Genomic DNA, 20,210 nt, shown 5'->3' with positions numbered 1-20,210 from the left:
GCCTCTTGTCCTTAGGGGTGCCTGTGTTCGTGCACAGATTCAACGAATTGCCCGGATTGCCAACCCCGAATAGTCGAATTCCGAGACCGAATGCTCAAGCGGCTTGATTTTGCACCCCAACAAAACATGAGCGTTGACCCAGCGGCTGCCTTGCCGCGCTGCCCTTAAGTGAGTTAGAGGGCCGCGAAACAGGTGATTCCACATGAAGCGTGTCTTCTTCGCATTGATCTGCCTGACTTTCGCGACTCTTGCGCAGCAAAGCCAGGCCCAGTCTCTTACGGTTACAACGGTAACCCGTCCTCCGTTCTCATTTGTCGAGGACGGTGCCCAGACCGGTTTCTCGATGGATCTTCTGGCGGCACTGTCTGAATCGCTCGGCTGGGAATACTCGATCAACCGCGTCGAGACATTTGGAGAAATGTTGGGCGCGGTTCAGGATGGCTCTGCCGATCTGGCGATCGCTAATATATCGATCACCGCCTTGCGCGAAACCCGAATGGATTTCACACAACCGATATTTGAGGCCGGATTACAGATCATGGTCCCGTCAGAGGCCGCTCGCCAGCCATCGCTGTTGCACGCTTTGCTGTCTCGGGAATTGTTCATCGCCATCGGGCTGGCCTTTGCGATCCTGCTTGGTGGCGGCATGCTGATGTGGAGTTTTGAAAAACGCGCGCAGCCCTACTTTGATCGCAAATTGAATGAGGCGTGGTTCCCGTCGTTCTGGTGGGCCCTCAACCTGGTGGTGAACGGTGGCTTTGAAGAGCGGATGCCGCGCACCCCGTTTGGCCGCCTGTTGGGTGTAGTACTGGTGGTGTCATCCCTATTCATCGTCTCCGTTTTCACGGCCCGGATCACCTCGGTGATGACGGTGGACGCAATCACCGGCAGCGTCAATTCGGTCAACGACCTTTACGGCAAACAGGTCGGGACGATTTCCGATTCAACCGCCGCCAGTTTTCTGAACCGGCGCGAGATCGACTATACCGGCTATGGCGATCTGCAGGACATGTTGAACGCGTTTGAGAATAAGGATTTGGATGCGGTCGTTTTCGACGCTCCGATCCTGTCCTATTATGCAAGCCACGAAGGGCGCAGAATGGCGACAATGACCGGGGGCATCTTCCTGCGTGAAAACTATGGGATCGCATTTCCAACCGGATCGCCATTGGTCGAAGACGTCAATCAGGCGCTGCTGTCCCTGCGCGAAGACGGCACCTATGACGAAATCTATCGCAAGTGGTTCGGGGTAAGAAACTAAGCAGTTTCCTCGTCGCCGAAGAATGGCGTCATCTGTGCCACGATAACCGCGTTTTCATCCAGCGCCCGTTGCATCAATGCCCGCTCATCCGGATCGATATCATGTCCTTGCGCCTCACGCTCGGCCAGGGTGCCATAGCCGGTGACATCCAGCGGTGCAGTATCGGCCTGCTTCAGGATCGCTACTGTCTCGCGCACGGCTTCGGCCTCGTCCACGCCGCTGGCAAAACACATCAACGCCGCCCCGGTCGCGCCTTCGGGCAGGCCGTCGCCATCTTTGCGACCGATCTGAACCAACAACGTATAGACTTGCTGGCGCGAAGGTTTTTTCTGCTTTTCCATAGTGCCCGCAATACGCTGGCCCGATGGCACGGTCAACTCAGTCGCAGGTGCTGGCGTATAGGTGGTCCAACAGCATCTGCGCTGCCACGCGCTGCGTGTCGCGCCATTCCGCCCGGGGTCGCAATGGCATCACAGCATCCGTATTGAAATAAATTGCGGACATACCCGCTGCCACGGCTTGGACCCCTTGCACATTGGCAGCAGGCAGTTCGTTCATGATTTCAGCAGCGATCCTTGCCTCGAAGTCATAGACAAACCCAAGCAAGGGTTCTCGCAAATCCGCGTGTCTTTCTGAGGCTGCGACCAAAGCGGCAAAAACCGCAGCACTTTCCGAAGAATAGGTGCCGCGTCCGAACAAAGCGTCCAGCATCGCTGCAACCCGATCAGTGCACGGCAGAGTGTCGAAGAGCGCCTCAACCTGATCCGCGAAGACTTTCAGGACGTGATCCAGCAGCTTGCGAACCATCTCATCCCGGTTGCCCAGATAGTGGCGCAGCAATGGCCGCCCGACGCCCGCCTCTTCTGATATGCGCGCCAAGGTCGAGCCATCCAGCCCGTACCGCGCGACACAACGCATAAATGCGTTCAGGATTTGCTCGGATCTGGCGTCTTTCATACTGGGACGGGGCATCAGAATCCGTTCGCAACTGGTGGAAAAACATCCGCCAGAACGTAGAGAACGCCCAAACCGATCCACAAACCCGTCAGCGACCAGAACAGTGCCGGATCTGTCGCGCGGTTTATCGGTTCGATCAAGAAGGCCTGCCCCGAGCGCACCGCCAAGAGCCCCCAAAATATGAACAACAGACCCCAAAGGCCGTAATACCCGGCGAAGGTCGAGACAAGAAGCGCCGCCAGAATTAGCAGTGTCATCCACCTTTGATTCCTCAGGGTTTGAATAAAAGTCATCCTGCCTCCAAGCGGGTTCAGAAAAATCTTAAGGTGAAATCTGGACATTCGAAGGTTTATTGTCAATATTGATGATTATCATTTTTGACAATAAACGGACTCAACAATGCCGCCTGACGCACTTCCGGATCAACCCAAGCAACAACTGCCGCGTGAGGCATATGTCTCGGACAGTTGGTATGAGGCCGAACAGAAAACCCTGTTCAGCAAGTGCTGGAGTTTTGCCGGCGTGACTATGGATTTCACCGAACCCGGCGATTTCAGGACGATTCAGGCCGGAGCCTACGCTCTGATCGTCATAAGGGACGCAAATGGCGACTTGCGCGCCTTCCACAACCAATGCCGCCATCGCGGAACCGAGTTGTTGGAAGGTTGCGGCAACGCAGGCAAGACCATTGTCTGCCCTTATCACAACTGGGTCTACAATCTGGATGGCGCATTGCGCGGAGTACCAGCCCAGCGCGAGTGCTTTCCGGATCTGGACAAGAAGGCAACCGCGTTGTTCGGTGCCTCAGTCGGTGTCTTCCGCAACCTTGTTTTTGTTCACCCAGAACCGGATCAAAGCTTTGACGCGTGGCTTGGCGATCTGGCTCAAATACCTTGGCCTCATGATCTGGCATCAAGCGAGCTACAAGAAAACCCCGACGACGTGGTCTATGAGATCAACTGCAATTGGAAGGTCTTCTTTGAAAATGCAATCGACGGCTATCATCTGGCCTATCTGCACAAAGACACGTTGGGCGGGCCAACCCATGACAAGAATCTTTGGGAGGTTTTTGGCCACAACATGGTTTGGTGGTCGACCGAGCGCGAAGGAGTCAAACACCGTATCCCGCAGTTTGTTGAAAACTCGGCCAAAGGGTCCGGCCTGAAAACGGTACGGAATGCAGACACGCCGGGCTATGGCGGGGTCTACATGCTGTTTCCGACCACGATCCTGACGCCAAACCCCTGGGGGTTTTCGATATCGACCATGGAACCGGTCGACGCCAACACAACACTTCTGCGGGTCAGAAACTGGTCGCCTAAAGGCTGGTTCACCTATACGCATCGCGCGGCGGACATACCCGGATACGACCCGGAATCCGGTCGGATCAAATCCTCTCACTGGACCCAGCACCCACTGGAGACGGGGGATTTTCAGACCGAGGATGTCTGGGTGTGCGAAAAGATGCAGCGCGCCCTTCAATCGCCCCGATATCAAGTCGGCCCTCTGGCCAAAGGGGCCGGAGGTGAGGCGGCGATTGATTTCTTTCAGCAGACAGTGCTGGAGTTCATGCCAAAATAAGAAAGGCCGCAGAGCATGCACTCTGCGGCCTATTCAGACTGAAACGACGGGATCAATCGCGCAGTAGCTCATTGATCCCGGTTTTCGAACGGGTCTTTTCATCGACGCGTTTCACGATGACCGCGCAATACAGGCTTACATTGTTCTTGGACGGCATCGAACCCGCAACAACCACCGAATAGGGCGGAACCTCGCCATACATGACATCACCGGTTTCGCGGTCCACGATCTTGGTGGATTTACCGATGAACACGCCCATGCCCAGAACCGAACCCTCGCGGACGATGCAGCCTTCGACCACTTCCGAACGCGCACCGATAAAGCAGTTGTCTTCGATAATGGTCGGACCGGCCTGCATCGGCTCCAGTACGCCGCCAATACCAACGCCGCCCGACAAGTGCACGTTTTTGCCGATCTGCGCGCAGGAACCAACGGTGGCCCAGGTATCAACCATCGTGCCTTCATCTACATAAGCACCAAGGTTGACGAACGAAGGCATCAGCACCACACCCGGTGCGACATAGGCCGACTTGCGGACCACACAGTTTGGCACGGCGCGGAACCCTGCCGCGCGCCACTGGTTCTCTCCCCAGCCGGCGAACTTGCTGTCGACCTTATCCCACCAGCCGCCGTCTTGCGGGCCTCCGGTCTGGATTTCCATGTCCTTGATGCGGAACCCCAGCAGAACTGCTTTTTTCGCCCACTGGTTCACGTGCCAATCACCACTGTCGAGCTTTTCAGCCACTCGCAGCGAACCGCTGTCCAGCGCGCTCAGCGTGTCTTCGATTGCTTCTCGTTGCTCGCCAGTGGTCGCAGGGGTTATTGTGTCACGTACTTCCCAGGCGGCTTCGATGGCGGCTTCCAGTTGCGCATTGGACATGGGGCGTCTCCCTAGAGAATCTGTTCACGTTGATGTGGCCTATACGCAAGCGAGACCCATGGCGCAATGCGACGCGGATACCTCGGTTTGCGTCAATCATCGGTAAGTGCGCTGAGTGCGGCAAACATATCCCGGTCATTTTGGGTTCCGGCATTGGGTGCGGTCAGCAACACATCGCCGTAGAAAACCGAATTTGCGCCAGCCAGAAAGCACAAAGCCTGCTCGGCAGTTGAAAAGTCCGACCGTCCTGCCGACAAGCGCACCCGTGTTTGCGGCATGGCGATCCGCGCGGTCGCAACCATGCGCACCAGATCAAAAATGCCTACTTTTTCTAGATGCGCCAGCGGCGTGCCTTTGATCGGGATCAGCGCGTTTATCGGTACGCTTTCGGGATGCGGGTCAAAATTCGCAAGGACCTGCAACAGCGAGGCACGATCCCGCAGGCTTTCACCCATACCGATAATGCCGCCGCAGCACAGATCAATACCTTCGTCCCGGCAATAGCTGAGGGTCTCCAAACGATCCTGATAGGTACGAGTTCCAATAATCTCGCCATAGAATTCCGGCGAAGTATCCAGGTTATGATTGTACGCGGTAAGTCCCGCCTCGGCCAATCGTTTGGCCTGATGTGGCTTGAGCATGCCCAGGGTGACGCAAGCCTCCATGCCCAGATCACGCACGCCCCGCACCATGTCCAGCACATTGTCGAATTCTTCGCCGTCGCGCACCTGACGCCATGCAGCACCCATGCAAAACCGTTCAGCCCCCGCATCGCGCGCCCGTTTGGCAAGCGAGATGACATGCGCAGGGTTCATGAGCTTTTCCTTGGTCAGCTCGACCTCGCGATGATGAGCGGATTGCGGGCAATAGGCGCAATCCTCGGGACAGCTTCCGGTTTTTATCGACAGCAGGCTGGCTTTTTGGATGTCGTTTGGATCGTGATATGTCCGGTGAACTACATTTGCGCGACCTACCAGATCCAACAGTGGGAGGCGCATCAGCGCCTCCACTTCATCCACGGTCCAATCGCTGCGGATATCTTGCCCGGTATCAAGCATCTGGCTGCGGCCCACGGATTTTCTGTATCAGACCCGTCGGCAGGCCAATCACGAGAACGGATGCCAATGCAATCTTCACGAGATCACCCAGAATGAAAGGGCTGAAACCGTAAACCAGAACCTTGTCTGCAGGCACGAACTGAGCCAACCAACCCAGACCCAGCGCATAGATCGCTGCAAGTCCAGCCAGCATCGCCGGAACCAGAAACAGCTTGCGCAGATTGTCCGCGGCCCATCCAACCATGACCGAGGCGACCACGAAACCCAGCAAATAACCTCCGGTTCCGCCCATCATATAGGCCAGCCCGATGCCTTTTTCGGGCGTTCCGGCAAACACCGGCAAACCCACTGCCCCGGCGACCATGTAACCGATCACGGTTGCAGAACCGAGACGCAGCCCAAATGCCGCGGCGATAGCCATGACAACGGCGACTTGAAGGGTCATGGGCACAGGCCAAAATGGCACCTGGACTTTTGCACTGGCGGTCAAAAGAAGAATACCTAACGCGACACGAAGGATCTGACCCGCAGGGGTTATTACTCCGGCGGCCGGAAGGGTGGATTGCAGAGTGGCTTTCATTGTCTTTCTCTTTTTATAGATAATATTGCATAGATTCGGAATTAATCATCATTTTTATCTATTAAAAATCAAGTCAAATCTTCTGAGGAGGCACAGATTGTCGTTTCAAAGGCAGAAAGTATCAGCTTGCACGACGGATATGGCGCACAAGTATCGAGGTTGCGGCGGAAACGTCTTTACTCTTCAGCGCCTGAATGATCGCAGCGTGATCCGTATCGACGCGCTGCACCCATTTGGGCCGCCAATGTGCAAACAGGTGCCTGGCACTGGCGATGTGCAGGTCATCGACAGAATGCAAAAGGCGGGGCAACCCGCAAGGTGTCAGGATGGCACGATGAAAGACCCTGTTCCGCGCCTCCCATTGAGGCATGTTTTCAGCCTGATCACATGCCTTTCGCGCATCATCAGCCACTTTCAGAGCAGCTGGCGTCATATTTTGCACGGAATGCTGCATCGCCAGCGTTTCCAGCGCGACACGCATTTCGATCACTTCACGCACTTCGGCAGGGTCCAACGCGGTGACGCGCATGCCCTTTCGCGGTTCGCTTTTGGCCAATCCATGCGCCTCAAGCCGCAGCAGTGCTTCGCGCACCGGCACATGGCTGGTCTCAAAGTCGCGCGCGATATGGTCCTGACGCAGCTTTTCACCGGCAGGAAGATCGCCGGTGATGATTTTCTGGCTCAGGGCATTATAGATTGTGTCGGCAATGGTTGCGGTCATGAATTATAGATAAAATCCATGAACAACATCTACAAGCCGTATTCTCAACCTGTTAGCGGATCTGGCGCGATGTTCCCGCCGCAAATCAGCACTGCGACACGCTCACCCGGCTCCGGCTGGTAAGCGCCCGAAATCAGTGCGGCAAGCGCAGCAGCCCCTGCTGGTTCAACCAGTATTCGATGCGTCTGCCACAGAGCATTCTGGGCTTGCGCTATCGCATCGTCAGAAACCAGAACCGAACTCATACCTTGGGCCAGCCGAAAGCAAATCTCACCAATTCTCCGTGCGCCCAGTGCGTTCGCTGCGATGCCCGAAACGGAAACATCAACCGGTTCGCCCGCAGCCAACGCCGCATTCAGCGCGCAAGAGGTTTCCGGTTCGACCGCCACGACTTTGCGCGCACCCTGAAACCATGCCAAAGCTCCGGCAATCAGCCCGCCGCCTCCCACGGCCACCAATACTGTGTCCGCCTGCAAGCCCTGCGCGTCCCATTCAGCAAAACATGTCCCCTGCCCTGCCACCGTCGCTGGCGCATCATAGGCGTGGATTTGCATGGCGCCGGTGCTTTCCTCATGCGCCTGCGCCATGGTCAGTGCATTGGCATATTCACCCGAAACAACACTCAGATCAGCCCCGATCCGCTTGATCAGCGCAATCTTGGAGGGACCTGCAAGTTCGGGCACAAAAATCTTCGCTGGGTAGCTCAGTGATTGCGCGGCATAAGCCGCTGCCGCACCGTGGTTGCCACCGGAAGCCGCCACGACGCCTGCCGCAGGCACATCCATGCTGAGCAGGGTATTGAACGCCCCGCGCGCTTTGAAGCTGCCGGTGTGCTGCATATGTTCAAGTTTCATTTCAACCGGATAGCCCGGAATTTGGCTTTCCATCACTGGCGTGACCTGCGCGTGTCCGGCAATGCGATCCCGCGCTGCCAATATTTCACTTTTCCAATCCATTCTTGTCTTTCCGTGACTGGCACTCTGCCCGCGAACCCTATAGCTGTTTTGGAAACACGCAAGCAGGGAACCCCGTTTATGAGAGAAGATCGCCTCAGCCCCTTTCGCGACGCACAGACCGACCGCTCGACCGCAAGCGAGGTACCGGATACCCCGCAGACGCGGTCTTCGGCCTATCGCCTTGCCTTCGCTGATGATGACTTCCTGTGCCGGGATGAGCTGCGCCCCGTGCGGCTGCAACTGGAGCTGCTGAAGCCCGAGATGATCATGACCGAGCGTGAGATCACCTCGACCATCGTCATGTTCGGTGGCGCGCGCATTCCGGAACCCGCTCAGAAACACACAGCGCGGACCGAGACCTTGGCCGGGCTGTCGAAATACTACGATGAGGCGCGCGAGTTTGCGCGTCTGATGACAGAGAAATCAAATCAGACGGGCTGCCGCGAAAATGTGATCGTCACCGGTGGCGGCCCCGGCGTGATGGAGGCGGGTAACCGTGGTGCACAGGATGCAGGCGGGTGTTCGATCGGCCTGAACATCGTGCTTCCGCACGAGCAGGCTCCGAACCTATACGTGACGCCTGATCTCAGCTTCAATTTCCACTACTTCGCCATCCGCAAGATGCACTTCCTTATGCGCGCTCGCGCCATCACCATCTTCCCCGGCGGCTTCGGCACCATGGATGAGCTGTTCGAATCCCTGACCTTGATCCAGACCGGCCGCATGGATCGCGTCCCTTTCCTGCTGTTCGGGCGTGAGTTCTGGGAAAAGGTTATCAACTGGGAGGCTCTGGCTGATGCGGGCACCATCTCGGACGAAGATCTTGACCTGTTCCGCTTTGTCGACACCGCGCAAGAGGCGGTCGAGATCATCGAGAATTGGGAACCCGCGCCCCCACGCGATGAAATACCGGGGCGCTGAGCCATGAGCCCGAAGACCGGCGAAATGTTGCACTTGCGCGGGAATGCCCTGAACAAGGGCGAGCCTGTGGCCCTGCCGCTGACCCAAAGCAGCATGTACCATCTGCCCGGTGCGCCGGATGGGCATGCCAGCTATGGCCGGGTCGACAACCCGACCTGGTTGCATCTGGAACACGTTCTGTCGCATCTCGAAGATGCACCCTGCCTCAGCTTTCCTTCGGGTATGGGTGCGATTTCGGCGGCCTTGTTTGCGACGGTCCAAGCCGGGTCGCGGCTGCTGATCCCGTCCGACGGGTATTATGTGACGCGCCTTTTGGCTGATCGGTTCCTGTCAAATCTGGGCGTCTCGGTTATCGAACGCCCAACCACCGACTTTGCCGAAGGTGGCTTTGATGAATTCGATGTGGTGTTTCTAGAAAGCCCCTCGAACCCCGGTCTGGACATGCTTGAGCTGCCAGTAATCGCCAAGGCCGTGCGCGAGGCCGGCGGCATCACCATCGCCGACAACACAACGATGACCCCATTGGGCCAGCGCCCACTGGACCTTGGCGTTGATGTGGTTGTGAGTTCAGATACCAAAGCGATGGGTGGGCATTCGGACCTGTTGATGGGTCATTTAGCCAGCCGCAATCCGCAAATCATGGAGCGAGTTGAGGAATGGCGCCGCGTCTCCGGTGCGATCCCGGGGCCACATGAAGCGTGGTTGCTACATCGGGGTTTGGAGACTCTGGATGTGCGGTTTGATCGGATGTGTAGCTCAGCACAAATACTGGCTGAGCGGCTGGCGGCGCACCCGGCCGTGAAACAGATCCGCTATCCCGGACTGACCGATGATCCGGCGCACACATTGGCGACGGCTCAAACCACGCGCTTCGGGTTTCTGCTAAGCATCACGCTTGAGACCGAGACCAAAGCCGAACAGTTCATCAACAGCTGCCCACTGCTGCGTCCGGCTACATCCTTCGGCGGCGTCCACAGTTCGGCCGAGCGGCGCGCCCGTTGGGGGGATGCTGTCGATCCTGCTTTCATCCGCCTGTCCGTGGGGTGCGAACCGGTGGACGAGTTGTGGCAGGCCATCGAGGCCAGTTTAGACGCGATATGACTATTTCTTAGGGTCGCGCAGTTCGGGAAACACGTAGATCGGCAGCACAATACTGCCGATCAGAGCGCCCAACCATACCAGCAAGGTTGCGGCCAACAGATTTGAGATACCGCCAATGGTCAGACCGGATGTGATCAGATCGGTGACCAGAAGGCCAACAAAGGTCACGATCAAGGCAATTCCGCCCTTCAGCGCCGGTGCCTTCTTTTCCCCCAGCTTCAGGATCAGCGGTTCGGCTATCACCTGGACCAGGGTGAACACGACTACCACCACGATGAAGGAAATCGGTCGGATCGCAAACTCTGACAGCAGCAAACTGGCCAACAACAGCCCGATGGCGTTCCCAGCCAGCAATGCCAGCACCGATTTGAGCCTGCGCGTCATGGGGTGATCTCCGTCAATGATCAATCTGAAACATCTTAATATTAGCAGAGCTTGACAGATTTACGAGACAATTTAGCCGCCTCTTCTTTTTGACCTGTTGAAATCAATTGATAAAATACCTTCATCAAGGCCAAACCCCACATCGACGAGAGGCAAGATGAGCGACGATCCCTATTCCGTACTTGGCGTCGCCAAAGACGCCAGCGATGCCGAGATCAAGAAAGCCTATCGGAAGATCGCCAAAGAATGCCACCCGGACCTCAAGCCGGGCGATGCCGAGGCAGAGGCCAAGTTCAAAGCCGCTGCTGCTGCTTATGACCTGCTGAAAGACCCCGAGACGCGCAAACGCTACGACAATGGCGAAATTGATGCGTCGGGTCAGGAACGTCCGCAGCAGCAGTATTATCGCGAATATGCCGAGGCTGCTGGCAACCCTTATCGCGGTCACGCGGCTGAACAGGACGATATGTCCGACATCTTTGCCGAATTCATGCGCGGGCGGGGTGGATATGGACAGCGCGCGCAGGAGTTCCATGCACCGGGCCACAACCTGAACTACTCGCTGCAGATCAGCTTTCTTGACGCCGTTTTTGGAGCCAGTCAGAAATTGACCCTGCCAGATGGGAACCGGATTGAAGTGAAGATACCTGCGGGTATCACGACCGGGCAAACCATCCGCCTGCGTGGCAAAGGGGCCCCGGGGTACGGCGATGGGCCTCCCGGCGATGCGCTTGTGACGATCTCGGTTGCGGATCACCCGGTGTTCGACCGTCAGGGCGATGACATCCACATCACGCTGCCCATCACCATTGATGAGGCCGTTCTGGGTGGCAAGGTTCCCGCCCCCACCATCGACGGTGGCGTCAATGTCAGTGTCCCAGCGGGGACCAGCAGCGGCAAAACCCTGCGCCTGCGTGGCAAAGGGGTCAAGAAACGCGGCTCGTCCGAGCGGGGCGATCAGTTCATTGAACTGACCGTCGCAATGCCAGACAAGGTAGACGATGAATTGAAGCACTTCATGGAGACATGGCGCGAAACCCACGGCTATGATCCGCGCAAAGGAATGCCGTCATGAGCCGCACATTGACCGAAGCCGAACTGATCGACGCCATCGCCCGCCTGACTTCGGATCGCCTGACCGAATATCTGGCCGCTGAGATCGTGATCCCCGAGCAATCGGAGCAAGGGCTGCGATATCAGCGTATCGACGTTGCTCGTCTGGAACTGGCATGCGAACTGCATGACCAGTACGACATGGAGGCCGATGCACTATCGATGATGATCTCTCTGATCGACCAGATGCATGGGCTGCGCGCCGAACTGCGCGAGGTTTTGAACGCGGTCGAGGCGCAACCGGAACCGGTTCGCCAACAACTGATCGAAGTGATCGGAACAGCGCGATTCCGTCGCAGTTAACGGGGTTTTGGGAGCCGGGATTTTGGCGTAGAAGGCGCCCTTGATCCTTAGCCCGGTATCCCCATGACCCAGTTCAGATCCGAATTGCTGATGCCTGCGGGCAATCTGCGTAAGTTGAAACTCGCCATCCTCTATGGCGCGGATGCGGTCTATCTGGGCACACCGGATATGTCGCTGCGGACAAAGTCCGAGTTCTCGCTGGAAGAGGTGATAGAGGGAGTCGAGTTCTGCCACAACCATGGCCGGCGCGCGTACCTGACGCTGAACCTGTTCTCGCACAATAAGGACATTCCGAAGCTGGACGAATACATCGACACTGTCCGCACGGTGAAACCTGACGGGCTGATCATCGCCGACCCCGGAGTGTTCCAATACGTCCGCGAACGCGCGCCGGAACTGCCGCTGCATATCTCGACGCAAGCCAATATCTGTTCGTGGTTGTCGGTGAAGTTCTGGCAGGATCAGGGGGCCGAGCTTGTGGTTCTGGCCCGCGAAGTCTCATACCCCGAATTGGTCGAGATTCGCGAGAAATGCCCCGATATCAAGCTTGAGGCGTTTGTGCACGGGGCCATGTGCATGACCTATTCGGGCCGCTGCCTACTGTCGAACTTCATGGCCGAACGCGGGGCCAATCAGGGCAACTGCGCCAATTCCTGCCGCTGGAACTATGGCCTGAAACTGCGCCTCAAAGATGGCACGCATCAGGAGCTGCGCATCACCGATGAAAACGCCGACCTATTCGAATTCCTGCTGGAAGAAGGCTGTCGCCCCGGTGATTTGATGCCCATCGAAGAGGATGATCGGGGATCCTACATCCTCAATTCCCGCGACCTGTGTATCATGCCCAAGCTGGATGAATACTTGAAGATCGGTGTCGACAGTCTGAAAGTCGAAGGGCGCGGCAAATCGGAGTATTATGCCGCCATCGTCGCGCGCGCCTATCGTATGGCCATCGACGACTATCACGCCGACCCCGAGAACTGGGACCCGAAGCCCTATATGCGTGAACTCGAAACAGTCGGGAACCGCGGCTACACGCTGGCTTTCCACGAAGGCCGCCTGACCAATTATGCACATGACTACGAACACACAGCCTCGATCGCGCAGTGGGAATATGCCGGGATCGTCACCGAGGTGACCGAGGATGCCTTTCTGGTCGAGGTAAAAAACAAGCTGGAACCGGGGGATGTATTGGATTTCGTCTCTCCGATTTCGCGCGAGACGGTTCTGCTGCGGGTCTATGACTTTGAACGCGCTCATGATGGGGCGCGGCTGGACGTTGTGCATGGCAGTACCAAAACCATCATCCGCCTTCCTTTCACCCTGTTCGATCACGAGGATATCGACGATCTGCGCACCCGTTTCCCGGTCTACTCCGTCCTGCGCAAAGAACGTGCCCTGACCGACGAACACTGGAGTCGCATTCGGTTTGACAAGCTGGTGCAGGGGCTGGAAACCTCAGGTCGCGACAACCCTAAGGCCTATACCCGCCGTCGTGACGAGCTGGTCGAGAAAATCGGCGAAGACGGCAATGAGCGCCGCTTCAAAACCAATCGTATCGGAACCGAGGGTTGTTGCGGCAAAGGCTGCAACGGCTGTTTGATCTTCTGGCAGGATGAGAAATACGCGCTCGCCCGCGAGGTCCTATCCAAACGCAAACAGGGTGAGCAACTCAGTCGTCAGGAAGCGACCGAGCTGAAGCTGCCTGATCCTGCGGCCTGAAGATCACTCTGCGACACGATACTCTTCGGGTACGTAAAACGTATAGTCCCGGTCCGCGACGGCCTCGTGGCAGACATGGCAATAATCGACCTCTGACGCGCGAAAGCCCATCGTATCACCGAACAGCGAACCGTCCGGCATCACCATGATATAACGCCAGTCGGCTGTTTCCGGGTTGGTGCCTTCTGGCAGTTTCTCCATCACGAACAGGGCACCGGGATGGATATTGCCCTCATCTGTGACAGTCATACTGTCTTTGGCCAGGACCGAGCCTGCAGGTAGCTCTTCGCCTTCTTGCAATGTGCCGTAGTTGTGGGCCATGCGGTTCGCATAGCTGTTGACATAGCGCTGCCCATGCGTGGCCGAGATGTAGGGCGCATCGTTGAACAAAGGCCAGTTCTGATAGTTTCGGATCAAGTCCATCTGTGCCGCCGCATAACCCCGCGACATGCGTCGTATCAATGACTGATAGTGTTTCTGCGCTTGCTCCTTGGTCAGATCAGCTGGGTTTTCAATCGCCAAATGCGCATCCTGATCTTTGGTCTGAGCAGATGCCGCGTGGAGAACAAATCCCGAGATCGCCAGAACAGCCGCGATACCCAAGACTTGCCGGTGACTTACAATCATATTGTGGCCTCCCTGACTGATCAGTTCGCCTAAATGCCGCTTTGCTTCAGAATAATGGTAGCGGCCTTAATTGGTGTTACCAGCACCGCCCCGGCAATCTCACCACCTTGTGTCTGTCGGTGAGTTCCCCATCCAGAGCGGGTCTGCGCCGAAGATACCAAATTTTGAACAAGGAAACAGCACTCAATTCATTAAGTTTTTCGCGTGAAGCCACGGCGCATGCCCTTAGCGGTTTAGCCCGGCTTCAGCCTCGATCTGCTTTCGCGATTTCCGGGCCCGTTCGGTGGCCGATTTTAACTGGCCGCAGGCCGCCATGATATCCTCACCCCGCGTTTTGCGGATGGGTGAGGCATAGCCCGCCTGATAGATGATGTTGGCAAAGGCCCGGATGCGATTGTTCGAGCTGCGCTTGTAGGGCGCGCCCGGCCATTCGTTGAACGGGATCAGGTTGATCTTGGCCGGGATGTTATGGCGCTTGATATGAGCGATCAGACGATGCGCGTCTTCGTCGCTGTCGTTCACGCCATCCAGCATCACGTATTCGAACGTGATCCGTTCAGAATTCGACGCGTTGGGATAGCTGGCCAACGCCTGCAGCAGTTCCTCGATATTCCAGCGCTTGTTGATCGGAACAAGTATGTCGCGAGTTTCATCAGTGGTGGCGTGGAACGAGATCGCCAACAGGCATCCAATTTCTTCAGCCGTGCGCGCGATCTCGGGTACCACACCCGAGGTCGACAGCGTGATGCGGCGACGGGACAGAGAAATCCCCTCGGGGTCCATCGCGATCTTCATTGCGTCACGGACGTTTTCAAAGTTGTAAAGCGGCTCGCCCATACCCATCAGCACGATATTTGACAGCAGGCGTGTTTCATCTTTGGGCGCACCCGGTGTTGGCCATTCCTCAAGATCGTCACGCGCCATCATGACCTGCCCGACAATTTCGGCCGCTGTCAGGTTGCGCACCAATTTCTGCGTGCCCGTGTGGCAGAAGGAACAAGTCAGCGTACAGCCCACCTGAGATGAGATGCATAGCGTTCCGCGATCATCTTCAGGGATATAGACAACCTCAACCTCATGCCCGCCCGCGATGCGGCACAGATACTTGCGGGTGCCGTCCTCTGAAACCTGGCGGGTCACGACTTCGGGGATTTCGATTACGAACTGCTCGGCCAGTTGCGTGCGATAGGCCTTGGCCAGATTGGTCATCTCACCAAAATCACGCACACCCCATTGGTAGATCCATTGCCAAATCTGCCCCGTGCGCATCTTCGCCTGCTTTTCGGGCGTGCCGTGTTCAATTAGCGCCTCACGCAATCGATCGCGGGTCAAACCGACAAGGTTCATCTTCCCCTCGGGCAGTTTGCGGGGGATGGACATGACGTCTTGAGTGATCGGCGCTTTGGGCGACATTGGCGTATCTCGGTGGATTCTGGCTTGGGATGCGCCTCTATATAGGAACACACGTAAAGATCAAAAGAATTCGTGCTTCAATTTGCGTAACGCAACAATTCGTCAACCCGCGCCCGGCCAAGGTCAACCCGACAGGCTGTGATGGCGATCCCCGTACCCGATCCTCCGCCGAACGAAGCACCTACCGCTTCGCACTGCGCATCGCGATAGGCCACCCACGCGTTTTGCGAGGCCTCCAGCGCAGGCACAGCGACGACCCGTCCGGTGACCTCGTCCAGTTCTTGTGCGGAGCCGAGCGCCAGCGAATAGCTGGAGTCTATCGCTGTGTTTACCCGCAATTCCATATTCGAAACACAAGATCCAATTTCCACCTGCGAACCGGCGTCAATACACTCCATAGTTGGATCCGCAATTGCGGATATCGGAAACATCAAAAAAACTAACGCCCATCGCATCCATCAATCCTCCAGACAGAGATATCTGTCTATCACAGATCAAGATGCGCGCCCAATCAAGATGGGCCACTAAAGCAGAAACTTAAGCGGCCCATTGTTGTTAGTTTACTGCTGGCGGGATGTAGCAATCTTCTGCATCCAGGGTCTTTACGGGATCTTCCGGACCACATTGCTCACCCGTTATCGGATAGGTTTCCGATCCTTTCTCACAACCTGCAAGGATCACCGCAGACGCCATCAAGAGCACTGCCAGGTTTTTGCTTAAGTTCATTGCCGACTCCTCAACAAATTCTGAACTAATTAGTTCAGAAAACGGGGAAGCAGGCTTTGACACGGATCAAGAAACACCGCTCTACGTGGCGTAAATTTCTGAAAACACACTGGATCGGACCAAACAAATAAAACCCCGCCGGAAAGCGGGGTTTCGGAATTTGATCTGCTTGTGGCTTAGTTCGTGCAGCGCGTTTCCGCGTCTTCAATCGCGGCCGTAAAGCCCAGCAACGAGAAGGTGTCTTTGGTCTGCGTACCACGTTCCGAACGGGCGGTCAGCACCGCCTCACTTCCGCGCTTCATCGCTGTGACGATCTTGGCATCGTCCGAGGCGGTCGCAGGCCATGCCCACTCACCATCGGTGAACAGCTCGAACTCGCTGCCATCGACAACCAGATTGACAGTAGAACCAGACGCAAACGGATAGCCGCCGGTAAAGGTCACCTGCCCTTTAACCTCGGCATTCGGGCGATAGAACACAAACAGCAGGATATCGCTGCGCCGAACGGAAACGACCCGGCCACCGCGTGTGTTCACGGTCTCTTTCGGGGCAGAAACGCTCCAGCATTCGGTTGGGTCGTCCTCGACAAACACGCTCCAGTCCGTTTTTGCAGCGACGCGATTGGTACTAGTCGCCTGCTGCGCAATTGCCGTTGTCGCCATTCCTGCCATGCACAGGCCCGCGATCACGCGGACGAGCTTTAATCCCATCGGTTCAGCCTCCTAGCCCGACCTATTACCTCATACCCATCGGAAATACGTGCGAACTCTGCCGGTTCGTCTGTTCAGTTGCGTATTCCGATGATTGTCGACATACACACACTAACGCAGGTTTCGCCACAGGCGAAAGGGCGATTGGCAGATTTTTGCGCATGATTGATGGGGTGGACATGACACAAGCCGTACCAATGACAGAACTCTGGCGCGGGTCACTGTTGGAAAGCCTGCATATGGGCCATGCAGTGGTCTGTGACGATAGTGGTCAGATCGTGCGCAGCTGGGGTGATCCAAACGCGGTGATCTATCCCCGTTCCTCGGCCAAAATGATCCAGGCCCTGCCGCTGATTACCTCGGGTGCGGCTGCAAAATACGGTTTGAACGGCGAGCATCTGGCCTTGGCCTGTGCTTCACATAACGGGGCGCATATCCATACTGACCGCGTGTCCGCATGGCTCGATCATCTCGGTCTGTCCGAGCCCGATCTGCGCTGCGGTCCACAGGAACCTGCCGACATGGCGGCCCGCGACGGGTTGATTCTTGCGGACGATACACCCTGCCAGATTCACAACAATTGCTCAGGCAAGCATTGCGGTTTCCTGACTTTGACGCAGCATATGGGGGCCGGGCCGGAATACTTGGAAATCGACCATCCAGTTCAGCAGGCCTGCCTGTCTGCCATCGAGGAAACCACTGGCGAGACCAGCCCAACCTATGGGATCGATGGTTGCTCCGCCCCAAATTTTGCGACATCACTGGTAGGGCTTGCGCGATCGATGGCCTGGTTTGCCTCTGCCGCAGACCGTTCGGACCGCTCCAGCGAAGCAGCGGTGCAGCTCACAGAAGCGATGGTGAAACATCCCGAACTTGTCGCAGGTGAAACCCGCGCTTGTACCGAGTTGATGCGAGCGATGAACGGGCGCGTTGCAATCAAGACAGGGGCCGAGGCCGTCTTTGTTGCCATCATCCCTGAAAAGCGCATGGGCGTTGCGCTAAAAATCACTGACGGCACTACCCGCGCCAGCGAATGCGCCATCGCCGCGATTCTAGTGCATTTAGATGTGCTAGAGGCCGATCACCCGGCCACTCGCAAATTCATGAACGCCACGCAATACAGCCGTCGTGGGCTGGAATGCGGCGCTATCAAACCTGCACCGGGCTTCCCCGGCTGAGGATTACATCTCGATCTCGTGGACCTCGGCCACCTCGACCGAACCCGAGCCGTTCACAACCATCGGGCAACCCTTGGCCATCTCGGTTGCGGCGTCAATGCTATCAGCCTTGACCACCGTGAAACCCGAGGCCGGGTTTGCACCACCATTGTCTTCGATCCCACCACTGCTGACCGTGTAGGACTGGCCTACAGGATTTCCCGGAATCTCTAATGAGCCGCCGATTTCCTGAAACCAAGCGCCCCAAGCGGCCATGGTCGCCTCGATCTCGGCGGGATCGGTTGGGGTGTGACCCCCGTGATAAACAAACAAATATTGGGGCATATCGCTCCTCCCTGATGAAAACCTATTTGCAAAGTGCTTCGAGTTTGCGCAGCGAAGATGTCCAGCCTTCGTTGTGGTTCGTGGCCGACTCGGCATCGACAAGTTCACGGTGATCAACCACCAGCCGTGATCCGCTGTTGGTCGCGGTAACCGAAAAGGTCACATGGCTTTCCGCACCGCGCTGGTCCTGATCGTCATGCCAAGCCCACGTAAATCCAACAGATTTTGGTCGATCGATATGGGTAACGTGACCCGAGACTTTGAACTGCTGACCCTCGCCATTCTGCATAACCGAATACCACGGACCAATGCGCGAAAAGTCGAGATCATGTTCCGGTACATGCAACCCTTCGGGCCCCCACCACTGCAGAAGCTTCGCACCATCGCTGACCCATGCGAACAGGACCTCGGGACTAACGGGAAAATCTCGTTCCAGTTTCAGGTCGGCCATGAATTTTCCCTTTCAATAAGCTCTTCCAAACGGTCGAGGCTGCTTTCCCAGAAATGTCGTTTCGAAATCGTCCATTCGGCTATCGCGCGCAGACCCTCGGGCTGCACCGAGTACATCCGTTGCGTGCCGTGTACCCGCTGCTGCACCAACCCGGCCTCGCGCAAAACCTTCAAATGGCGCGAGATCGCGGCCCCTGACATGCCCTTGCCTTCTATCAAATTACCGACGGGCAGTTCGCCTTCGTCCATCAGTTGCTCGACAATCGAGAACCGAGTGGCATCAGACAAAGCGGAGAATGTGACCAGAAGCGTATTCATGGCTTTATTTAACACAATAGTTAAATTAAAGGAAGCCCCTTAGAGGCCTTGAAATTCTGACCTGCCATAGCCCTGCAGATACAACAACGCTGTCAGATCGCCGTGATTTATGCGGACATCACATTCGGCAGCGACCGAAGGCTTGGCGTGCAACGCGACACCCGTCCCCGCCCGACCCAACATTCCCAGATCATTCGCTCCATCGCCAACGGCAATCACGTCAACCTCGGAGATACCTAGGCGTGTTGTGATCTGCTCCAAAGCCTCTATTTTGGCCTGTCGCCCAAGAATGGGCCGCTTCACGTCACCGGTAAGCTTGCCATCCTCAGCCAGCAATGTATTCGCCCGGTTCTCATCAAACCCAAGCTCTTCGGCGACCTTAGCCGTAAAAGCCGTGAACCCACCCGAGACCAGCGCTGCATAGACCCCATTCGCGCGCATCGTGGCAAGTAACGCCTTGCCGCCGGGCATCAGCGTGATCCGTTCATTCAGAACCTTGCCGATCACGCTTTCATCCAGCCCTTTCAATAAGCCCACACGCTCAGTCAGCGCACCTTCGAAATCCAGCTCGCCGTTCATTGCTCGCGCGGTGATGTCCTTGACCCGATCACCGACACCAGCCTCATCCGCCAGTTCATCGATGCATTCCTGTTGGATCATAGTGCTGTCCATATCGGCCAGCAGCATCTTTTTCCGGCGACCGTCAGCTTTTTGCACGACCAGGTCCACGCCCATCTCTTGCAACTCGCCCCAAACGTCCCAGCGATTGTCGGGAATTTCTGGCAGGGAAAACTCGGCCGCCTCATCGAGGCTCAGCCAGTTCGCATCACCCCCGCCCCATGCATTCCGCAACGACTCAACCAACGTCGCCTCTAAAGAAGGGGCCGCAGGGTTGGTCAGCAGAGTAGCTACATACATATCAGGCC

The 20,210-nt window shown here is 56.8% G+C and carries 26 protein-coding genes; 8 read left to right on the top strand and 18 right to left on the bottom strand.

Annotation, left to right across the window (positions count from 1 at the left end; genetic code table 11):
• Positions 1 to 202: 202 nt before the first annotated feature.
• Positions 203 to 1,261, top strand: coding sequence for a transporter substrate-binding domain-containing protein (locus ACRZ96_RS14480; RefSeq protein ID WP_170425922.1), 1,059 nt, complete (start codon positions 203 to 205; stop codon positions 1,259 to 1,261).
• Here ACRZ96_RS14480 and ACRZ96_RS14475 read toward each other — a convergent pair.
• From ACRZ96_RS14475 to ACRZ96_RS14465, 3 genes are read right to left on the bottom strand one after another with little or no spacing between them, the layout of a single operon-like run.
• Entirely contained in the window at positions 1,258 to 1,602 is a 345-nt protein-coding gene (locus ACRZ96_RS14475) for a hypothetical protein (RefSeq protein ID WP_170399025.1), read from the bottom strand. The two genes, ACRZ96_RS14480 and ACRZ96_RS14475, sit on opposite strands and share 4 nt — an antisense overlap.
• A gap of 37 nt (positions 1,603 to 1,639) precedes the next feature.
• Positions 1,640 to 2,233 carry a TetR/AcrR family transcriptional regulator gene (locus tag ACRZ96_RS14470; RefSeq protein WP_170514906.1) on the bottom strand — a complete coding sequence of 198 codons (594 nt, stop codon included), beginning with the start codon at positions 2,231 to 2,233 and terminating at the stop codon, positions 1,640 to 1,642.
• Positions 2,233 to 2,475: a hypothetical protein gene (locus ACRZ96_RS14465; RefSeq protein ID WP_255611946.1), complete on the bottom strand. Its 243-nt coding sequence runs from the start codon at positions 2,473 to 2,475 to the stop codon at positions 2,233 to 2,235. Before ACRZ96_RS14465 ends, ACRZ96_RS14470 begins: the two co-directional genes overlap by 1 nt.
• A gap of 142 nt (positions 2,476 to 2,617) precedes the next feature.
• Here ACRZ96_RS14465 and ACRZ96_RS14460 point away from each other — a divergent pair, with 142 nt between their 5' ends.
• Positions 2,618 to 3,799: an aromatic ring-hydroxylating oxygenase subunit alpha gene (locus tag ACRZ96_RS14460; protein ID WP_170646776.1), complete on the top strand. Its 1,182-nt coding sequence runs from the start codon at positions 2,618 to 2,620 to the stop codon at positions 3,797 to 3,799.
• Positions 3,800 to 3,851: 52 nt separating this feature from the next.
• Here the strand turns inward: ACRZ96_RS14460 and dapD are convergent, their stop codons facing one another.
• From dapD to ACRZ96_RS14435, 5 genes are all read right to left on the bottom strand, one after another.
• Positions 3,852 to 4,679 carry a 2,3,4,5-tetrahydropyridine-2,6-dicarboxylate N-succinyltransferase gene (gene dapD, locus ACRZ96_RS14455; RefSeq protein WP_480616185.1) on the bottom strand — a complete coding sequence of 276 codons (828 nt, stop codon included), beginning with the start codon at positions 4,677 to 4,679 and terminating at the stop codon, positions 3,852 to 3,854.
• Between the two features lie 92 nt (positions 4,680 to 4,771).
• Positions 4,772 to 5,737 carry a biotin synthase BioB gene (bioB, locus tag ACRZ96_RS14450; RefSeq protein ID WP_480735063.1) on the bottom strand — a complete coding sequence of 322 codons (966 nt, stop codon included), beginning with the start codon at positions 5,735 to 5,737 and terminating at the stop codon, positions 4,772 to 4,774.
• Positions 5,730 to 6,317 (bottom strand): biotin transporter BioY, encoded by a 588-nt coding sequence (locus ACRZ96_RS14445; RefSeq protein ID WP_480771712.1) that lies wholly within the window; start codon positions 6,315 to 6,317, stop codon positions 5,730 to 5,732. Before ACRZ96_RS14445 ends, bioB begins: the two co-directional genes overlap by 8 nt.
• A 121-nt stretch (positions 6,318 to 6,438) precedes the next feature.
• Positions 6,439 to 7,038, bottom strand: a complete 600-nt coding sequence (locus ACRZ96_RS14440; RefSeq protein WP_480771713.1) for a GntR family transcriptional regulator — start codon at positions 7,036 to 7,038, stop codon at positions 6,439 to 6,441.
• 44 nt (positions 7,039 to 7,082) lie between these two features.
• Positions 7,083 to 7,994: a threonine/serine dehydratase gene (locus ACRZ96_RS14435; protein WP_480705909.1), complete on the bottom strand. Its 912-nt coding sequence runs from the start codon at positions 7,992 to 7,994 to the stop codon at positions 7,083 to 7,085.
• A gap of 78 nt (positions 7,995 to 8,072) precedes the next feature.
• On the opposite strand from ACRZ96_RS14435, the gene ACRZ96_RS14430 reads away from it, so the two are divergent.
• Positions 8,073 to 8,915, top strand: coding sequence for an LOG family protein (locus ACRZ96_RS14430; protein ID WP_170399048.1), 843 nt, complete (start codon positions 8,073 to 8,075; stop codon positions 8,913 to 8,915).
• A 3-nt stretch (positions 8,916 to 8,918) separates the two neighbouring features.
• Entirely contained in the window at positions 8,919 to 10,016 is a 1,098-nt protein-coding gene (locus ACRZ96_RS14425) for a cystathionine gamma-lyase (protein ID WP_480814776.1), read from the top strand.
• Here ACRZ96_RS14425 and ACRZ96_RS14420 read toward each other — a convergent pair whose 3' ends face one another.
• A complete protein-coding gene (locus ACRZ96_RS14420) occupies positions 10,017 to 10,400 on the bottom strand; it encodes a hypothetical protein (RefSeq protein ID WP_170399056.1) in 384 nt (127 codons plus the stop codon).
• A gap of 157 nt (positions 10,401 to 10,557) precedes the next feature.
• Between ACRZ96_RS14420 and ACRZ96_RS14415 the strand changes: the two genes are divergently transcribed.
• The 3 genes from ACRZ96_RS14415 to ACRZ96_RS14405 all read left to right on the top strand — a co-directional run bounded on the left by ACRZ96_RS14415 (position 10,558) and on the right by ACRZ96_RS14405 (position 13,538).
• Positions 10,558 to 11,475: a J domain-containing protein gene (locus ACRZ96_RS14415; RefSeq protein WP_170646780.1), complete on the top strand. Its 918-nt coding sequence runs from the start codon at positions 10,558 to 10,560 to the stop codon at positions 11,473 to 11,475.
• On the top strand, positions 11,472 to 11,816 hold the full coding sequence (locus tag ACRZ96_RS14410) for a hypothetical protein (protein WP_170406831.1): 345 nt from the start codon (positions 11,472 to 11,474) through the stop codon (positions 11,814 to 11,816). The genes ACRZ96_RS14415 and ACRZ96_RS14410 overlap by 4 nt, the downstream gene beginning before the upstream one ends.
• Before the next feature lie 63 nt (positions 11,817 to 11,879).
• Positions 11,880 to 13,538: a U32 family peptidase gene (locus ACRZ96_RS14405; protein WP_170646781.1), complete on the top strand. Its 1,659-nt coding sequence runs from the start codon at positions 11,880 to 11,882 to the stop codon at positions 13,536 to 13,538.
• Positions 13,539 to 13,541: 3 nt separating this feature from the next.
• On the opposite strand, the gene ACRZ96_RS14400 is transcribed toward ACRZ96_RS14405, so the two are convergent.
• The 5 genes from ACRZ96_RS14400 to ACRZ96_RS14380 form a co-directional block, all read right to left on the bottom strand.
• Positions 13,542 to 14,165, bottom strand: a complete 624-nt coding sequence (locus ACRZ96_RS14400; protein ID WP_170425939.1) for a cytochrome P460 family protein — start codon at positions 14,163 to 14,165, stop codon at positions 13,542 to 13,544.
• A 225-nt stretch (positions 14,166 to 14,390) separates the two neighbouring features.
• On the bottom strand, positions 14,391 to 15,578 hold the full coding sequence (gene rlmN / locus ACRZ96_RS14395) for a dual-specificity RNA methyltransferase RlmN (protein WP_480814775.1): 1,188 nt from the start codon (positions 15,576 to 15,578) through the stop codon (positions 14,391 to 14,393).
• A gap of 77 nt (positions 15,579 to 15,655) precedes the next feature.
• Positions 15,656 to 15,976, bottom strand: coding sequence for a lysozyme inhibitor LprI family protein (locus ACRZ96_RS14390; RefSeq protein ID WP_170406843.1), 321 nt, complete (start codon positions 15,974 to 15,976; stop codon positions 15,656 to 15,658).
• Between the two features lie 157 nt (positions 15,977 to 16,133).
• On the bottom strand, positions 16,134 to 16,304 hold the full coding sequence (locus ACRZ96_RS14385) for a hypothetical protein (RefSeq protein WP_170399076.1): 171 nt from the start codon (positions 16,302 to 16,304) through the stop codon (positions 16,134 to 16,136).
• 176 nt (positions 16,305 to 16,480) lie between these two features.
• Positions 16,481 to 17,014 carry an invasion associated locus B family protein gene (locus ACRZ96_RS14380; RefSeq protein WP_170399079.1) on the bottom strand — a complete coding sequence of 178 codons (534 nt, stop codon included), beginning with the start codon at positions 17,012 to 17,014 and terminating at the stop codon, positions 16,481 to 16,483.
• A 179-nt stretch (positions 17,015 to 17,193) separates the two neighbouring features.
• Between ACRZ96_RS14380 and ACRZ96_RS14375 the strand changes: the two genes are divergently transcribed.
• On the top strand, positions 17,194 to 18,192 hold the full coding sequence (locus ACRZ96_RS14375; RefSeq protein WP_480814774.1) for an asparaginase: 999 nt from the start codon (positions 17,194 to 17,196) through the stop codon (positions 18,190 to 18,192).
• Between the two features lie 3 nt (positions 18,193 to 18,195).
• On the opposite strand, the gene ACRZ96_RS14370 is transcribed toward ACRZ96_RS14375, so the two are convergent.
• The 4 genes from ACRZ96_RS14370 to serB are packed head-to-tail and all read right to left on the bottom strand — an operon-like array spanning position 18,196 to position 20,202.
• On the bottom strand, positions 18,196 to 18,516 hold the full coding sequence (locus ACRZ96_RS14370; protein WP_170399083.1) for a YciI family protein: 321 nt from the start codon (positions 18,514 to 18,516) through the stop codon (positions 18,196 to 18,198).
• Between the two features lie 22 nt (positions 18,517 to 18,538).
• Positions 18,539 to 18,967: an SRPBCC family protein gene (locus tag ACRZ96_RS14365; RefSeq protein ID WP_170399086.1), complete on the bottom strand. Its 429-nt coding sequence runs from the start codon at positions 18,965 to 18,967 to the stop codon at positions 18,539 to 18,541.
• The gene (locus ACRZ96_RS14360; protein WP_170399088.1) at positions 18,955 to 19,284 is read right to left on the bottom strand and encodes a metalloregulator ArsR/SmtB family transcription factor; all 330 of its coding nucleotides are present in this window, start codon (positions 19,282 to 19,284) and stop codon (positions 18,955 to 18,957) included. The genes ACRZ96_RS14365 and ACRZ96_RS14360 overlap by 13 nt, the downstream gene beginning before the upstream one ends.
• 39 nt (positions 19,285 to 19,323) lie before the next feature.
• A complete protein-coding gene (gene serB, locus ACRZ96_RS14355; RefSeq protein WP_170399090.1) occupies positions 19,324 to 20,202 on the bottom strand; it encodes a phosphoserine phosphatase SerB in 879 nt (292 codons plus the stop codon).
• Between the last annotated feature and the right edge of the window lie 8 nt (positions 20,203 to 20,210).

This window comes from Ruegeria sp. CF1 (genome assembly GCF_056537445.1).
The sequence above is the reverse complement of the archived record's forward strand: the minus strand, read 5'-3'. Positions and strand labels throughout refer to the sequence as shown.

What these genes read in the sequence shown, in the direction of transcription:
- ACRZ96_RS14480 (WP_170425922.1), top strand. Translation starts at nt 203, where the DNA reads ATGAAGCGTGTCTTCTTCGCATTGATCTGCCTGACTTTCGCGACTCTT.
- ACRZ96_RS14475 (WP_170399025.1), bottom strand. Translation starts at nt 1,602, where the DNA reads ATGGAAAAGCAGAAAAAACCTTCGCGCCAGCAAGTCTATACGTTGTTG.
- ACRZ96_RS14470 (WP_170514906.1), bottom strand. Translation starts at nt 2,233, where the DNA reads ATGCCCCGTCCCAGTATGAAAGACGCCAGATCCGAGCAAATCCTGAAC.
- ACRZ96_RS14465 (WP_255611946.1), bottom strand. Translation starts at nt 2,475, where the DNA reads ATGACACTGCTAATTCTGGCGGCGCTTCTTGTCTCGACCTTCGCCGGG.
- ACRZ96_RS14460 (WP_170646776.1), top strand. Translation starts at nt 2,618, where the DNA reads ATGCCGCCTGACGCACTTCCGGATCAACCCAAGCAACAACTGCCGCGT.
- dapD (WP_480616185.1), bottom strand. Translation starts at nt 4,679, where the DNA reads ATGTCCAATGCGCAACTGGAAGCCGCCATCGAAGCCGCCTGGGAAGTA.
- bioB (WP_480735063.1), bottom strand. Translation starts at nt 5,737, where the DNA reads ATGCTTGATACCGGGCAAGATATCCGCAGCGATTGGACCGTGGATGAA.
- ACRZ96_RS14445 (WP_480771712.1), bottom strand. Translation starts at nt 6,317, where the DNA reads ATGAAAGCCACTCTGCAATCCACCCTTCCGGCCGCCGGAGTAATAACC.
- ACRZ96_RS14440 (WP_480771713.1), bottom strand. Translation starts at nt 7,038, where the DNA reads ATGACCGCAACCATTGCCGACACAATCTATAATGCCCTGAGCCAGAAA.
- ACRZ96_RS14435 (WP_480705909.1), bottom strand. Translation starts at nt 7,994, where the DNA reads ATGGATTGGAAAAGTGAAATATTGGCAGCGCGGGATCGCATTGCCGGA.
- ACRZ96_RS14430 (WP_170399048.1), top strand. Translation starts at nt 8,073, where the DNA reads ATGAGAGAAGATCGCCTCAGCCCCTTTCGCGACGCACAGACCGACCGC.
- ACRZ96_RS14425 (WP_480814776.1), top strand. Translation starts at nt 8,919, where the DNA reads ATGAGCCCGAAGACCGGCGAAATGTTGCACTTGCGCGGGAATGCCCTG.
- ACRZ96_RS14420 (WP_170399056.1), bottom strand. Translation starts at nt 10,400, where the DNA reads ATGACGCGCAGGCTCAAATCGGTGCTGGCATTGCTGGCTGGGAACGCC.
- ACRZ96_RS14415 (WP_170646780.1), top strand. Translation starts at nt 10,558, where the DNA reads ATGAGCGACGATCCCTATTCCGTACTTGGCGTCGCCAAAGACGCCAGC.
- ACRZ96_RS14410 (WP_170406831.1), top strand. Translation starts at nt 11,472, where the DNA reads ATGAGCCGCACATTGACCGAAGCCGAACTGATCGACGCCATCGCCCGC.
- ACRZ96_RS14405 (WP_170646781.1), top strand. Translation starts at nt 11,880, where the DNA reads ATGACCCAGTTCAGATCCGAATTGCTGATGCCTGCGGGCAATCTGCGT.
- ACRZ96_RS14400 (WP_170425939.1), bottom strand. Translation starts at nt 14,165, where the DNA reads ATGATTGTAAGTCACCGGCAAGTCTTGGGTATCGCGGCTGTTCTGGCG.
- rlmN (WP_480814775.1), bottom strand. Translation starts at nt 15,578, where the DNA reads ATGTCGCCCAAAGCGCCGATCACTCAAGACGTCATGTCCATCCCCCGC.
- ACRZ96_RS14390 (WP_170406843.1), bottom strand. Translation starts at nt 15,976, where the DNA reads ATGGAGTGTATTGACGCCGGTTCGCAGGTGGAAATTGGATCTTGTGTT.
- ACRZ96_RS14385 (WP_170399076.1), bottom strand. Translation starts at nt 16,304, where the DNA reads ATGAACTTAAGCAAAAACCTGGCAGTGCTCTTGATGGCGTCTGCGGTG.
- ACRZ96_RS14380 (WP_170399079.1), bottom strand. Translation starts at nt 17,014, where the DNA reads ATGGGATTAAAGCTCGTCCGCGTGATCGCGGGCCTGTGCATGGCAGGA.
- ACRZ96_RS14375 (WP_480814774.1), top strand. Translation starts at nt 17,194, where the DNA reads ATGACACAAGCCGTACCAATGACAGAACTCTGGCGCGGGTCACTGTTG.
- ACRZ96_RS14370 (WP_170399083.1), bottom strand. Translation starts at nt 18,516, where the DNA reads ATGCCCCAATATTTGTTTGTTTATCACGGGGGTCACACCCCAACCGAT.
- ACRZ96_RS14365 (WP_170399086.1), bottom strand. Translation starts at nt 18,967, where the DNA reads ATGGCCGACCTGAAACTGGAACGAGATTTTCCCGTTAGTCCCGAGGTC.
- ACRZ96_RS14360 (WP_170399088.1), bottom strand. Translation starts at nt 19,284, where the DNA reads ATGAATACGCTTCTGGTCACATTCTCCGCTTTGTCTGATGCCACTCGG.
- serB (WP_170399090.1), bottom strand. Translation starts at nt 20,202, where the DNA reads ATGTATGTAGCTACTCTGCTGACCAACCCTGCGGCCCCTTCTTTAGAG.